This window comes from Actinoplanes sp. CA-131856 (genome assembly GCF_050956135.1).
GTDB lineage: Bacteria > Actinomycetota > Actinomycetes > Mycobacteriales > Micromonosporaceae > Actinoplanes.
Genome location: NZ_CP191849.1, coordinates 2,814,232 through 2,827,711 on the forward strand (window position 1 = coordinate 2,814,232; position 13,480 = coordinate 2,827,711).

The following is a 13,480-nucleotide window of genomic DNA, read 5'->3' on the forward strand; positions in this document are numbered from 1 at the left end:
ACGTTCGACGCGATGGGGCCGCCTGGTAGTGGTACCGGCAGTCTCCGCGTTGCTCATCACGGGGACCGTCGGGACAGCCGTCCCGGCGGAGGCGGCACCTCCGGCACCTCAGCCCACGCCCACCCGGCCACCCAGCCCATCCGTCCCGCCCACCACACAGGACACCGATCCCGCGCCAGCCGCCGAGGCGCCCCCGCCGGCCGCGGCCAAGGCGATCGCCGACGCCTTCGCCGAGGCGCGAAAGAGCGGCCGCACCACGCCGATCCCGGCGCTGACCGACGAGTACACGACCACCGGCGCCATGCCCGACGGCACGCTCGCCACCACGTACTCGGTCACCCCCGAGCGGGTGCAGCGCGACGGCAAGTGGACCGCCATCGACACCACCCTGACCGAGCGCCCGGACGGCACCTTCGCGCCCAAGGTGGCGGCGGCCGACGTCGCGTTCGGCGGTGGCGGCGACGCCACACTGGTCTCACTCAAGCAGGGCGCGAACGCGCTCAAGTTCACCTGGGGCAGCGCCCTGCCGCGCCCGGTGATCACCGGTGACACCGCGACCTATCCGAACGTCCTGGCCGGTGTCGACCTTCAGGTCACCGCCAACGCCACCGGATATTCGTCGATCTTCGTGGTGAAGACGCCCGAGGCCGCGGCCAACCCGAAGGTCCAGCAGCTCGACCTCGGGCTCACCGGCTCCCGCGTCAAGGTCGCGGCGACCCGGGACGGCGGCGCCGAGGCGACCGACACGGCCACCGGGCGCACCGTCTTCCAGGCCAACACCGCGATGATGTGGGACAGCACCCCGGCCACCGGCGCCCCCGCCGAGAAGGCCGCCCTGAGCAAGGCGCTGACCAGCCCGCAGGCCGCGCACGAGGCGGCGTCGGTGATGGGCCGCAACCGCGCCAAGATCAAGGTGGGGTTCGGCCAAGGCAAGCAGTCGCTGACCCTCGACAAGACCCTGCTGACCGCCAAGACCACCAAATATCCGGTCTTCGTCGACCCCGACTGGGGCGTCAAGTACTACGGCAGCCAGTCGTCCTGGGCCCGCATCTCCAGCAACGGCTGGAACGTCTACAACTCGACGTCGACCACGGGCTCCAACAGCGCCCGCATCGGCCTCGACGACTGGCCCGGCGGCGGCGGCGAGAAGGCCCGCACGTACTACAAGATGAACATCTCGGGCATCAAGGGCGCCACGGTCAAGTACGCCTATCTGTACGTCACCCACCGCTGGTCGGCCTCCTGTTCGAAGACCAACGCCGCGGTGTACGCCACCGGCGCCCCCGCCGGCTTCAGCTCCTCCACCCTCTACTGGGGCAAGGAGCCGTCCCGCGGCGCCCTGCTCAACACGCAGGCCGGCCAGGAGCTCAAGTGCGGCACGTCGAGCCCGTCGGCCTCGCCCGGCTCGTTCCCGTTCGACGTGTCCGGCAACGTCGCCTCGCTGGCCAAATCCAAGAAGGACTACGCGTACTTCCTGGTCGAGGCCAAGGACATGAACGACCGGATGTCGTGGAAGCAGCTCGGATACAAGGGCGGGGCCAAGCTGACCGTCCACTACAGCTATCCGCCCACGCTCAACGCCAACGACGGCAAGCAGCACGTCTTCCCGTCGATCACCGACGGCGGCAAGATCATCACGACCTCGCGCCAGCCCACGCTGTCGTGGCGGGCCACCAACCGCTTCCCCAACGGGTACGAGCGGAACCTGATGGTCGACTACCACGTCGAGCAGAAGGGCACCGGCAAGCTGATCGCCTACGGCTACGGGCCGGGCTCCACGACGTACAACAAGAACGGCTCCGACTGGCGGGTCAACGTCGCCCTGCCCGACGGTGAGTATCAGTGGCGGGTCACCGCCAAGAACCAGGACGGTCTCTGGGCGCCGGCCTGGGGCCCGTACATGTACTTCACGGTCGACGCGACGGCGCCCAACCCGCCCACCATCAAGTCGTCGCAGTTCCCGCCCAACCAGGTCGGCGGCAGCTTCACCGACAAGGGTGTGTTCGCGTTCGGCAACGACCGCAAGAACAACGTCACCGGATATCTGTTCAGCTTCGACGGTGACCTCAACAACGTCATGTACGCCAACAACAAGGGCACCCAGTGGACGGCCGGGACGACCATCACCCCGGGCACGATCTACTTCGCCAAGGCCGACAACAAGGACGGCACCGGCACGGTCGTGAACAACGGCAGCGCCGCGCCCGTCTTCGCGCCGCGAACGGCGGGCGCGCACAAGCTGGTGGCCAAGGCCGTCGACGCGGCCGGATCCACCTCCGGCCAGACGACCTATCAGTTCAACGCCGGCACTTCGACACCGGTTTACGTGTACGGCGACAAGATGGTGACCGGATATACGGCCACCAACACCGACGGCACGACCACCGCCGTGCCCAAGGCCACCACGACCAGCGCCGGCGGCGTCATGATCACGCAGCCGAGCTACGCCGGGTACTACTTCGCCGACGGCTATCAGGGCATGCTGGCCAACAACAACACGGCCGGCACCAAGGTCGCCTCCGGTGACAGCGCCACGTTCTCCTTCGCGGTGCCGCAGATCGGCATCTGGGAGATCGGCGCCAACCTGATGGCGGCCAGCGACTACGGCAGCTACTCGCTCACCCTCGACCAGGGCCGGTCGACCCAGGCCACGCTCATCTCGCCGTTCGACGCGTACACCACGCCCAACGGCACCGTCTACCGCAGCTTCGGCACCCCGAAGGACGCCAACGGCGCCCCGATCGTGCTGGACAAAGGCATCCACACGCTCACCCTGAAGGTGACCGGCAAGAACGCCGCCTCCGGCGGCTATCAGGCCGGCATCGACGTGCTGCGGCTCGGGCTGACCGTCACCTGCCCGATCAACGACACCCGGTCCTGCCTCAACAACAAGGCGATCAGCACCTGGACGCCGGGCGGCACGCCCGCCGTCACCGACGCCGACGCCGACGGCTTCGGATATAGCCTCAACGCGGGCAACCTGCGCGACGTCGGCTGGGCGCCCGGCGCCACCGTCAACGTGCACGGCGCCGCGGTCAAGCTCCCGGCCACGTGGGGCGACGGCAAGAACGACAACATGCTGGCGGCCGGGCAGGTGGTCACCGTTCCCGGCAGCGGCGTGGTGAACAAGGGCAACGCCGTGGTCTTCCTCGGCTTCGCCGTCAACGGCGACGTCAAGAGCGCCACCGGCCGCATCACCTACGCCAAGGACAGCGGCTGCAACGTCGCCTCGCAGGCGTACACGATCGACTGGGTGGTCGACTGGGCGTACGTCCCGGCCGGCAACACGGTCGTGAACCTCCCGTGGCGCAACAAGACCGCGGACGGCACGGCGTACAGCGGCGTCACCCCGAGCATCATGGCGTTCAGCGTCCCGCTGGTCTGCCCCGGCGCCGCCGTCTCCAGCGTCTCGCTGCCGCTGCTGTCGAACACCGTCGAGGGACACCCCAACGCCCTGCACATCCTCGGCCTCGGCATCCGGCCCGCCTCGGTCACGGCCGACGGCGGCCGCTGGACCGGCAGCTGGTCGGCCGCGCAGGACACCGGCGCGGTGAAGAACGGCTCGCTCAGCGCGCAGACCGTGCGCGTGCCGGCACGGCTCAGCATCGGCGCCGGCGGCGACACGCCGCGGGTCCGGGTGCGGGTCGCCAACAGCCAGGGCAAGACCCCGGTCACCGTCGACGCGGCCTCGATCGCCCTGCAGGATCCCGGCGCCGGCGGCGCCACCGCGGCCTCGGCCCCGGTGCGCCTGACCTTCAACGGTGCCGCCGGCGCCACCCTGCCGGCCGGCGCCGACCTGCTCAGCGACCCGGTCGCCCTGCCCGCCGGCGACCAGTCCACGGTGCTGGTCAGCCTCAAGGTCAAGGGCAGCCTGAGCGCCGTGCCCGGCCACCTCGACGGCCGCACCCCGGTCTACGTCAGCGCCTCCGACGGCGCCGACCACACCGGTGACACCGACGGAGCGTCCTTCACCGTCTCGGCCATGACGGGCATCCCGCTCGTGGCCGGCGTCGACGTCAGCACCCCGGCGTCCGCACCGGCGGGCTCGGTCGTGCTCTACGGCGACGACGAGCTCAGCCAGGTCAGCGACCCGCTGGCCACGGCGCTGTCCACCGACGAGTACGGCAACCGCTATCCGATCCGGGCCGGCATCCTCGACCAGGGCACCAGCAAGGCCCAGCTGCCGCGGGTGGCCAACACCCTCTATCCGCAGAACTCGTACGGCCTGATCGACCGCGAGATCCTCAACCAGACGAACGCGCGGATCGTGCTGCTCGCCGACGGCGGCAGCGACCTGCTCGCCTGCACCGACACCGCGGCCGCGTGCTCGAGCGCGGTGATCAGCAAGCTCAACACCCTCTCCGGGCAGTTGCAGCAGTACCGGGCCGACGACGCCCTGGACTACGCGGTCGGCCTGCCGACCAGCAGCCGCACGCTGAAGGTGTACGTCGCCACGGTCCCCGCCTTCGCCGGCACACACACCGCGGCCCAGGAGACCGCGCGCCAGCTCGTCAACGCCCACATCCTCGGCTCGGGCGGACCGGCCAACATGCAGGGATACGCGGACGGGGTCATCGACTTCGCCGCCGCCGTCTCCCCGGCCGGCACCGTCAGCGCCGAATATCTCACCAACGGCACGCCCAACGGCCTGTACTACCAGGCGCTGGCCCAGCAGTACGTCCTCGACGCCGACAGCGTCGACGCCATCGCCGGCGACGGCACGGTCACCGGCGGCGACGACACGTTCCCGATCGGCGAGTGGAAGCTCGGCGAGGGCACCGGCACGACGGCGGCCGACACCGGCACCGGCACCGGAGACCCAGCCAGTCCCGTCTATCACGACGCGGCCCTGACCAACGTGACCTGGTCGGCCGGCCGCAAGGCGGACGCCAAGGCCGGCACCTTCAACGGCACCAGCAGCTACGCCGACACGAACCTGCCGTTCAACACGGCGAAGAGCTTCACCGTGTCGGCCTGGGTCCGGCTGACCGACAAGTCGGCCAACCGGACGTTCTTCGCCCGCTCCGGCACCAACTACGCCTCGTTGTACGTCCAGTACGACAAGGCGGCCGACGGCTGGCGGGCGCAGATGCCCTCGGCCACCTCCGGCGACTCGATCACCTACTTCGACGCGGTCTCCGACGAGGGGCTGAGCCCGAAGGCCGGCGTGTGGACGCACATCGCGGCGGTCTACGACGCCTCGGTCAACGGCCTCCAGCTGTTCGTCGACGGCGAGGCGCAGGGCCGGGCCGACGAGGTGACCCCGTTCAACGAGCCCGACAAGACGGCCTGGATCGGCCGCAGCGGCGCCACGTGGTTCGCCGGCGACATCGCCGACGTCCGCGTGTGGCAGCGGGCCCTGGGCGAGGCCGAGGTCGCGGGCGAGGCCGAGCCCCGGTCGGCCATGGTGAACTGGCAGTTCGAGGACCAGAGCCTGCCGACCACGGCGACCGACTCGTCGGGCCTCGACCCGGACGCGCCGGGCGCCTTCACCGGCGGCGTCACCTGGAAGGCGGACGGGCACCCGCTGCCCGCCGGCTCGGACGAGGGCATCGACGCCGACCGCGGCGCGATCACCCTGAGCGGCACGGACTCGGCGGTGAGCACCCGGGCCCGGCTGCGCACCGACCAGTCGTTCACGGTGGCCGCCTGGGCCCGCCTGACCAACGACACCAAGTTCTCCACGGTGGTCGGGCAGGCGGGCGCGCACGCCAGCGGCATGCAGCTCAACTTCAGCGGCACCTGCAAGTGCTGGCGTTTCGTGCTGCCGTTGACCGACGTCAACACCAGCCCGGCGTCGACGATCGCGGTCGACCCGAAGCCGGTGGCGCTGAACACGTGGACGCACCTGGCCGGCGTCTACGACGCGTCGACGGGAACGGCCAAGCTCTACGTGAACGGCGCCGAGGTGGCGAGCGTGGCCGTACCGGCACCGACGTGGAACTCGACCGGCCAGTTCGTGGTCGGCCGCGCCTGGTGGAACGACGCGTGGCGCGACTACTTCACCGGCGACGTCGACGACGTGGTCGCCTATCAGGAGGCACTGACCCCGGAGAACATCACCAACCTGATGACGAAGGAGACCCCGCAGGCCTGACCGCTGGAAACGAGGGCCGCATCCGTCACCGGGTGCGGCCCTCGCCGTGTCACGGGAAATCGCGGCATGCGTCAGACGGCTACCGGGAGGTAACACCGTTGAGTAGCGTGACGGCGAGTCCAGTCGGGGGGTAGCCGTGACGGCAGCGCAGCCAGCACAGACCCATGTCTCGGAGAAGCAGGCGCGGCAAGTTGCCGAGGCCGCTCGTGAGACCGAGTGGCGCAAGCCCAGCTTCGGCAAGGAACTGTTTCTGGGGCGGTTGCGGCTCGATCTGATCGATCTGTGGCCCGAGGCCGCGCCCGATCCGGCGTTTCTCGGGCGGCTCGAGGGATATCTGCGCGACGACGTGGACGGGGCCCGCATCGAGCGGGAGGACCGCATCCCGGACGAGGTGTTCCACGGGCTGGCCGAGCTTGGCGCGTTCGGCATGAAGATCGATGAGACGTACGGCGGGCTCGGTCTGTCGAATTTGCACTATTGCAAGGCGCTGACGCTGATCGGATCGGTCAGCCCGGCGGCCGGCGCCCTGCTGTCGGCGCATCAGTCGATCGGGGTGCCGCAGCCGCTGAAGATCTTCGGGACGGCCGAGCAGAAGGCGGAGTTCCTGCCCCGGCTGGCCGCCGGTGAGGTGTCCGCGTTCCTGCTCACCGAGCCGGACGTGGGCTCCGACCCGGCGCGGCTGGCCACCGTGGCCGAGCCGGTCGACGGTGGCTACCGGCTCAACGGGGTGAAGCTGTGGGCCACCAACGGCACCGTCGCCACCCTGCTGGTCGTCATGGCGCGGGTGCCGGGCAAAGGCATCACCGCCTTCGTCGTCGAGGGCGACGCACCGGGCATCACCGTCGAGCGGCGCAACTCGTTCCTCGGCCTGCGCGGTCTGGAGAACAGCCTGACCCGGTTCCACGACGTCTTCGTGCCCGAGCGCAACGTCGTCGGCGGGCCCGGCAAGGGCCTGCGGATCGCGCTCACCACGCTCAACACCGGCCGGTTGTCGCTGCCCGCCATGTGCGTCGGCGCCAGCAAGCGGGCGCTGACGATCGCCCGCGAATGGTCGGCCCAGCGCGTGCAGTGGGGACATCCGGTCGGCCGGCACGAGGCTGTCGCCGGCAAGCTCGCCTTCATCGCCGCCACGACGTACGCCATGGAGTCGATGCTCGACCTGAGCTGCGTGATCGCCGACGACGACCGCAACGACATCCGGATCGAGGCGGCACTGGTCAAGTTGTACGCCAGCGAGATGGCGTGGCGGATCGCCGACGAGCTGATCCAGATCCGTGGCGGCCGCGGCTACGAGACGTCCGATTCGCTGGCCGCCCGCGGCGAGCGCGCCGCCGAGGCCGAGCAGCTCCTGCGCGACCTGCGGATCAACCGCATCTTCGAGGGCTCGACCGAGATCATGCATCTGCTCATCGCCCGGGAGGCGGTCGACGCGCATCTCGCGGTGGCGGGCGACATCATCGACCCGGAGGCCGGTCTCGGCCGCAAGGCGCGGGCCGGGGCCAGGGCGGGCGCGTTCTACGCACGCTGGCTGCCGACGCTCGCGGTCGGCCGGGGGCAGGCCCCTTCGGCGTACGCCGAGTTCGGCCCCCTCGCCGGCCACATGCGCTACGCCGAGCGGGCCTCCCGCAAGCTGGCCCGGTCCACGTTCTACGCCATGTCCCGCTGGCAGGGGAAACTCGAACGCAAACAGGGCTTCCTGGGCCGGATCGTCGACATCGGGGCCGAGCTCTTCGCGATGTCGGCCGCCTGCGTCCGCGCCCAGGCCGAGCGGGAGCGGCGCCCCGAGGGCGTCGAACTGGCCGACCTGTTCTGCCGTCAGGCCCGCCTGCGGACCGAGGCGCTGTTCACCGCGTTGTGGGAGAACAACGACAGCGTGGACGTACGGGCGGCGAAGCGCCTCCTCCAGGGCCGCTACGGCCTGCTCGAGGAGGGCGTCATCGCCCCGCGCCGTGACGAGCGGCCCTGGGTGGTGGCGTGGGAGGCCGGCCCGTCCACCGAGCAGGACGTCCGCCGGCGCATCCCGCCGAGGGAATGACCCGGGCTTCGTTCACCGATAGGTCGGCGTCGTCCGCTCGCTGATGTGGCACCGCCGGCACGTGTGGACCTGCGGCGCGTTGAACTCGGTGCCGGCGTAGAGCCACGGCCCCCAGTCGTGCTCGGGCCAGGAATCGGCCGCGCCGCACCGCAGGCAGTGGCGGACCCGGTCGCAGCCGCCGGCCGGGGCGAACGCGCCCCAGTCATGACGGCCCCGCTCCTCGGTCCTTCCGCAGGCCAGACAGACGCGGACCATCTCGCAGCGGCTTCCCGGGTGGGACCACTCTCCCGAGTGCCGTCCCATCGCACACAGAGCTTGCCGGAAGATGTTCATCTCGGCTCCTCTCCTGCAGCGTACAAGCCGATCGGCCCCGTACTGTGTGGGGGATTGAAACCTGTCGAAGGAGGCCACCGTGAAGACCTGGACCGTCGACGATGTCATGACCAGGGCGGTCGTGTCCGTCAAGGCGACCGACTCCTACCGGGACGTGGTCGACCTGCTGATCGGGAAAAGGCTGAGCGCGGTGCCGGTGGTCGACGACAATCTGCACGTGGCCGGCGTGGTGTCCGAGGCCGACCTGCTGCGCAAGGTCGAGTTCGCGGACGAGGCGGAGCCCCGCATGTTCGAGGGCCGCCGCCGGCGGGGCGAGCGGCGGAAGGCCCGGGCCGGCACGGTCGCCGACCTGATGAGCTCGCCGGCGGTGGTGACGGCCGGCGGCACGTCGATCGCCTCGGCGGCCCGGCTGATGGACCACGAGAAGGTCAAGCGGCTCCCGGTCGTCGACGACGCCGGGCGGCTGATCGGCCTCGTGTCCCGATCCGACCTGCTCAAGGCCCATCTCCGCCCGGACGACGAGATCCTCGCCGACGTGGAGGCGGGTGTCCTCCAGCCGTACGTCGACGACGAGGGCACGACGGTGACGGCGACCGTCGTCGACGGCGTGGTGACCCTGACCGGCCGGGTGCAGCGATACACCTCGGCCCAGATCGCCGAGCGCCTGGCCCGGCAGGTGGCGGGCGTGGTCGAGGTGCGATGCGAGCTCGGCCACGACTACGACGACCGCCAGTTCCTCGACATCCGCAAGGGCACGGTCGCCGGCTGATCAGACGGGAGGATCGGCTCGGGCCGACGGGGCGGCAGGTCGGCTGAGGTCGGCGGCGACGCCCGCCGCCCACGCCCGGGCCCGTTCCAACTCGCCGTCGGCCAGGGGGCCCGTGGTGCCGTTCACCCGGAAGCTCTCCGGCGGCCGGACCATCCGGCAGCCGAGACGCCGCAGACGCCGATGGGCCTTGTGGGCGGCTGAGCCGGGCACGAAGGGCGTGCCGACCCTGGTGTCGAACACGACGGCCGCGACGCCGTCCAGCCGGGGCGACACGTCCAGATATTCGCGCAGCCCGACGTCGGCCGCGCCGGGCCGGACCTCGCCCTGCCGGGCGGCCTCCCGCCGGGTGCCGGACCGGACCTCGCCCTGCCGGGCGGCGTCCTGCCGGGTGCCGGGGCGGCTGAGCCCGAACGCGTGCGTCGGCGCCCCGGCGACCAGCAGGTCGGCGCCGTCGGTGGACGGCATCTCCCGCACCTCGGCCAGCCTCACCTCGAACGCTTCCCCGAGCCCGGCCGCGACGGCGCGGGCCACGGCCCCGGTGTTGCCGAACAGGGATTCGTAGACGACGAGTGCTCTCATGACGGCCTCCGTTCGTTCTCCCTCCACCATGGGCTCACCGGCTCCGCCCCGTCAGGGCCGAAGGACCCCGATCGGGGGTGGGCGCCGCCAGCAGGATCCGGACCCGGCCGGCGCCGGTGACGGTGACCTCGGCCGAGACGCCGAAGATGTCGGCGATCGTCTCCGGGGTCAGCACGGCGGCCGGGGTGCCGGCGGCCACGACGCGGCCGGCGGCCAGCAGGACGATCCGGTCGCAGTACTGGCCGGCCAGGTCGAGGTCGTGCAGGGCCGCGACCACCGTGATCGGGGCGCGGGCCAGGTCGTCCAGCAGGGCGAACCGGTGCCTGATGTCCAGGTGGTTGGTCGGCTCGTCGAGCAGCAGCACCTCCGCCTCCTGGAGCAGGGCGCGGGCGATGGCCACCCGCTGGCGTTCGCCGCCGGACAGCGAGGTCCAGCGCCGCCGCTCCCAGCCGCTCAGACCGGCCCGGCCGAGGGCGTCCGCGATCCGCCGCTCGTCGTCGGCGCCCGGCGGCGCCAGCAGCGGGCGGTGCGGGATGCGGCCCAGCTGGAGCACGTCGGCCACGGTCATGTCGGCGTCGGCCGGGGTGTGCTGGGTGACCACGGCGACGCGGCGGGCCACCTCCCGGCGCGGCAACGTGGCCCGGTCGGTCCCGTCGAGCGAGACCCGGCCGGCGTCCGGGCGGTCAAGACCGGCCAGCACCCGCAGCAGTGTCGACTTGCCGGAGCCGTTGGGGCCCAGCAGCCCGACCGTGCTGCCCGGCGGCGCGTCGAGCGTGACCGCGCTGAGCAGGGCCACGTCCCGGATCCGCCGGTCGATGTCGTGCGCCTCGATCCTCATGACGGGCCTCCGGAGCGGTGGCGCAGGAGCAGGGCGAAGGCCGGCACGCCGAGCAGGGCGGTGACGACGCCGACCGGCAGCTCCTGCGGGGCGAACACGGTCCGGGCCGCGGTGTCGGCCCCGATCAGCAGGACCGCGCCGGCGAGGGCGCAGGCCGGCAGCAGCAGCCGGTGCCGGGAACCGGTGATCCGGCGCACCGCGTGCGGCACGGTCAGGCCGACGAACCCGATGGCGCCGCTCGCCGCGACCAGCACCGCCGCCAGCAGCGCGGTCACCGCGAACAGCAGAGCCCGCACGCGGGCCGGCGAGAACCCCAGCGTCTGCGCCACGTCGGAGCCGAACGCGAAGGCGTCCAGCGCCGGCGCCGCGGCCCAGCAGGCCAGCACGGCCACGCCACCCACGGCCGCGGTGACCGCGACCGAGGGCCAGGACGCCGCGGTGAGCGAGCCCAGCAGCCAGAACATGATGCTGCGGGTGCTGTCCGGATTGGCCTGCCCGACCACGACCAGGCTGGTCAGCGCCGAGAACAGCTGCGCGGTGGCCACCCCGGCCAGCAGGATCCGGGCCGGCTCGGTCCAGCGGCGCCCGGCCAGCAGAACGGCCACCGCGAACGCGGCCAGGCCGCCGGCGAAGGCGCCGGCCGACAGCGCCACCGTCCCGGCGCCCAGGCCCAGCACGAGCACGCCGACGGCCCCGGTGGACGCGCCGGCCGAGATGCCCAGCAGATAGGGGTCGGCCAGCGCGTTGCGGGTCAGCGCCTGCAACACCGCGCCGCACACCGCCAGCCCGGCGCCGACGATGCCGGCCAGCAGGACCCGCGGCATGCGCAGGTCCCACACGATGCTGTCCTCCAGCGGCGGCAGCCGGCGCACCGGCAGCCCGGCGTGCGCGGCCAGCGTCCGCAGCACCTCGCCCGCGCTCAGGTCGGCCACGCCGATGGTCACCGACACGACGACGCTGACCAGCAGGACGCCGGCCGCCAGCGGCAGCACCACCAGCGGCCGGGCCGCCGCAGCCCGGGGAGGGGCCGCCGCAGCCCGGGGAAGGGCCGCCGCGGCACGAGGGCGGGTCACCGCTGGGCGAAGACGACGTAGTCGTCCAGGTACTGCCATACGGTTCCGGCCTCCGTGAAGCCGGCTGCCCGCAGGGCGGCGAGGTGGAACTCCAGCGGGGCGAGGGGCTGCGGCGGGCGGTCGGCGAACCGCTTCTCCCGTACGGGCACGAGCGCGGCCAGGCCCGGTTCGCGCGCCGCCTCGGCGTACCAGGCGTCGTAGCCGAGCGCCCCGGCCGCGAACGCGGCCCGCTGGGTGTCCTCGTCGTGCCGGGCCGACAGGTCGCGCCGGGCCGGTGACCGGTCGTCGAAGCGGAGGTGGTCGGCGTTGAGCAGGATCCCGCCCGGCGGCAGCAGGCCGGCCGCGGCCCGGTAGACGGCGAGCAGTTGGTCGGGGGAGAGCCAGTGCAGCGCGGTCGACGTCAGCACCGCGTCGAAGCCGTCGAACCGCTCGGCCCAGTCCGGGGTGATCAGGTCGACGTCCACCACCCGTACCCGATCACCGAACTCTTCCAGAGCCCCCGAGGCCACGCTCAGCAGGATCGGGTCGTAGTCGACCGCCGTGACCCGGGCGCCGGGGAACGCTTCGAGGACGCGGCGCGCGATCGCCCCCGGGCCGCAGGCCAGGTCGAGCACCCTCGGCTGGTCGCCGTGCAGTCGCAGGATGTCGAGCATGACCTGGAAGCGGTTCTCGCGATGGGCCACATACGCCGCCTGCTGCTCGTCCCAGAGCTGGAGCAACCGCTTCATCGGGCCAGCTCCCCGAGGCCGGCGCCGACCGTCTCGACGGCCGAGACGCTGCGGACACCCGGGTCCATCGACGAGCCGGGCACGGTGATGAAGCGCCCGGCCTTCACCGCGTCCAGCTTGGCCGTGACCGGGTTCGCCTTCAGATAGGCGATCTTCGACTGGGCGCTGTCGCCGTCGCCGCCGCGGGTGAGGTCGGCCAGCACGATCACGTCCGGGTTGCGGGCCGCGATCTGCTCCCAGCTGCCGGCGGGCCAGGTCTGCTGGGCGTCGCCGTAGACGTTCTCCGCTCCGAGCAGCTCGGTGATGGCGGCCGGGACGCCGCCCGGCCCGGCCACGTGGGGTGTGCTGGTGCCGGAGTAGTACCAGAGCAGCGAAGTCCCGTCGTGCTTGGTCTTCAGCGCCGTGTCGAGCCGGGCCCGCTCATCGGCGACCAGGCTCTTGCCGCGCTCGGGCACCCCGAACAGGGTGGCGACTTCCTCGATCTCGCCGAAGAGGCCGTCGAAGGCGAAGGTGGCGGGGTCCTTCTCGCAGGCGAACCGGGACAGGTACGCCGGCACGTCGAGCTTCGCGAGGTCCTGACGTGGTCCGGCGGCCTCACCGGCGTACGCCGAAGTGAATGTCGAATAGACGAAGTCGGGCCGCGCCTCGAGCACCTTCTCGCGCGACGGATAGAGCTTGGCCAGGACCGGAACGCTGTCGTAGGCGGTCTTCAGCGACGGCAGCACCGGGTCGGTCTGATAGCTGGTGCCGGCCATCCGGTCGGCCAGGCCGAGGCTGAGCAGGATCTCGGTGGCGTTCTGCTCCATGGTGATGGCCCGCTGTGGCGCGGCCTTGACGGTGATCGGCAGGCCGCAGTTGGTGATCGAGGCCGCGGCCGGTGGCGGCGACGGAGCGTCGGAGCACCCGGCCAGCAGCCCCACCACCGCCGTCAGTGAAATGAAAACGGTTTTCATGTGCGGCAAGCTACTGTGATCGACTTCCGGCCGTCAAATAGACGAAGCCCGCTCCGTGGAGGGAGCGGGCTTCGG

General features: G+C 71.9%; 9 protein-coding genes. 3 read left to right on the forward strand and 6 right to left on the reverse strand.

The genetic code is table 11. The features are described from left to right. The first annotated feature begins 49 nt into the window (after positions 1-49). Positions 50-6,097 carry a LamG-like jellyroll fold domain-containing protein gene (locus ACQP2X_RS13460; RefSeq protein ID WP_498696833.1) on the forward strand — a complete coding sequence of 2,016 codons (6,048 nt, stop codon included), beginning with the start codon at positions 50-52 and terminating at the stop codon, positions 6,095-6,097. Between the two features lie 136 nt (positions 6,098-6,233). Continuing rightward, on the forward strand, positions 6,234-8,132 hold the full coding sequence (locus ACQP2X_RS13465; RefSeq protein ID WP_498696834.1) for an acyl-CoA dehydrogenase family protein: 1,899 nt from the start codon (positions 6,234-6,236) through the stop codon (positions 8,130-8,132). A gap of 12 nt (positions 8,133-8,144) precedes the next feature. Here ACQP2X_RS13465 and ACQP2X_RS13470 read toward each other — a convergent pair whose 3' ends face one another. Beyond that, positions 8,145-8,465, reverse strand: coding sequence for a hypothetical protein (locus tag ACQP2X_RS13470; RefSeq protein ID WP_498696836.1), 321 nt, complete (start codon positions 8,463-8,465; stop codon positions 8,145-8,147). 79 nt (positions 8,466-8,544) lie between these two features. Between ACQP2X_RS13470 and ACQP2X_RS13475 the strand changes: the two genes are divergently transcribed. Further along, positions 8,545-9,234, forward strand: coding sequence for a CBS domain-containing protein (locus ACQP2X_RS13475; RefSeq protein ID WP_498696837.1), 690 nt, complete (start codon positions 8,545-8,547; stop codon positions 9,232-9,234). Here the strand turns inward: ACQP2X_RS13475 and ACQP2X_RS13480 are convergent, their stop codons facing one another. The 5 genes from ACQP2X_RS13480 to ACQP2X_RS13500 are packed head-to-tail and all read right to left on the reverse strand — an operon-like array spanning position 9,235 to position 13,405. After that, entirely contained in the window at positions 9,235-9,813 is a 579-nt protein-coding gene (locus tag ACQP2X_RS13480; RefSeq protein ID WP_498696838.1) for a flavodoxin, read from the reverse strand. 34 nt (positions 9,814-9,847) lie between these two features. After that, positions 9,848-10,651, reverse strand: a complete 804-nt coding sequence (locus ACQP2X_RS13485; RefSeq protein WP_498696839.1) for an ABC transporter ATP-binding protein — start codon at positions 10,649-10,651, stop codon at positions 9,848-9,850. After that, positions 10,648-11,724, reverse strand: coding sequence for a FecCD family ABC transporter permease (locus tag ACQP2X_RS13490; protein WP_498696840.1), 1,077 nt, complete (start codon positions 11,722-11,724; stop codon positions 10,648-10,650). Before ACQP2X_RS13490 ends, ACQP2X_RS13485 begins: the two co-directional genes overlap by 4 nt. After that, the gene (locus ACQP2X_RS13495) at positions 11,721-12,452 is read right to left on the reverse strand and encodes a class I SAM-dependent methyltransferase (protein WP_498696841.1); all 732 of its coding nucleotides are present in this window, start codon (positions 12,450-12,452) and stop codon (positions 11,721-11,723) included. Before ACQP2X_RS13495 ends, ACQP2X_RS13490 begins: the two co-directional genes overlap by 4 nt. Continuing rightward, positions 12,449-13,405, reverse strand: coding sequence for an ABC transporter substrate-binding protein (locus tag ACQP2X_RS13500; protein ID WP_498696843.1), 957 nt, complete (start codon positions 13,403-13,405; stop codon positions 12,449-12,451). Before ACQP2X_RS13500 ends, ACQP2X_RS13495 begins: the two co-directional genes overlap by 4 nt. Positions 13,406-13,480 lie beyond the last annotated feature (75 nt).

What these genes read in the sequence shown, in the direction of transcription:
- ACQP2X_RS13470 (WP_498696836.1), bottom strand. Translation starts at nt 8,465, where the DNA reads ATGAACATCTTCCGGCAAGCTCTGTGTGCGATGGGACGGCACTCGGGA.
- ACQP2X_RS13480 (WP_498696838.1), bottom strand. Translation starts at nt 9,813, where the DNA reads ATGAGAGCACTCGTCGTCTACGAATCCCTGTTCGGCAACACCGGGGCC.
- ACQP2X_RS13485 (WP_498696839.1), bottom strand. Translation starts at nt 10,651, where the DNA reads ATGAGGATCGAGGCGCACGACATCGACCGGCGGATCCGGGACGTGGCC.
- ACQP2X_RS13495 (WP_498696841.1), bottom strand. Translation starts at nt 12,452, where the DNA reads ATGAAGCGGTTGCTCCAGCTCTGGGACGAGCAGCAGGCGGCGTATGTG.
- ACQP2X_RS13500 (WP_498696843.1), bottom strand. Translation starts at nt 13,405, where the DNA reads ATGAAAACCGTTTTCATTTCACTGACGGCGGTGGTGGGGCTGCTGGCC.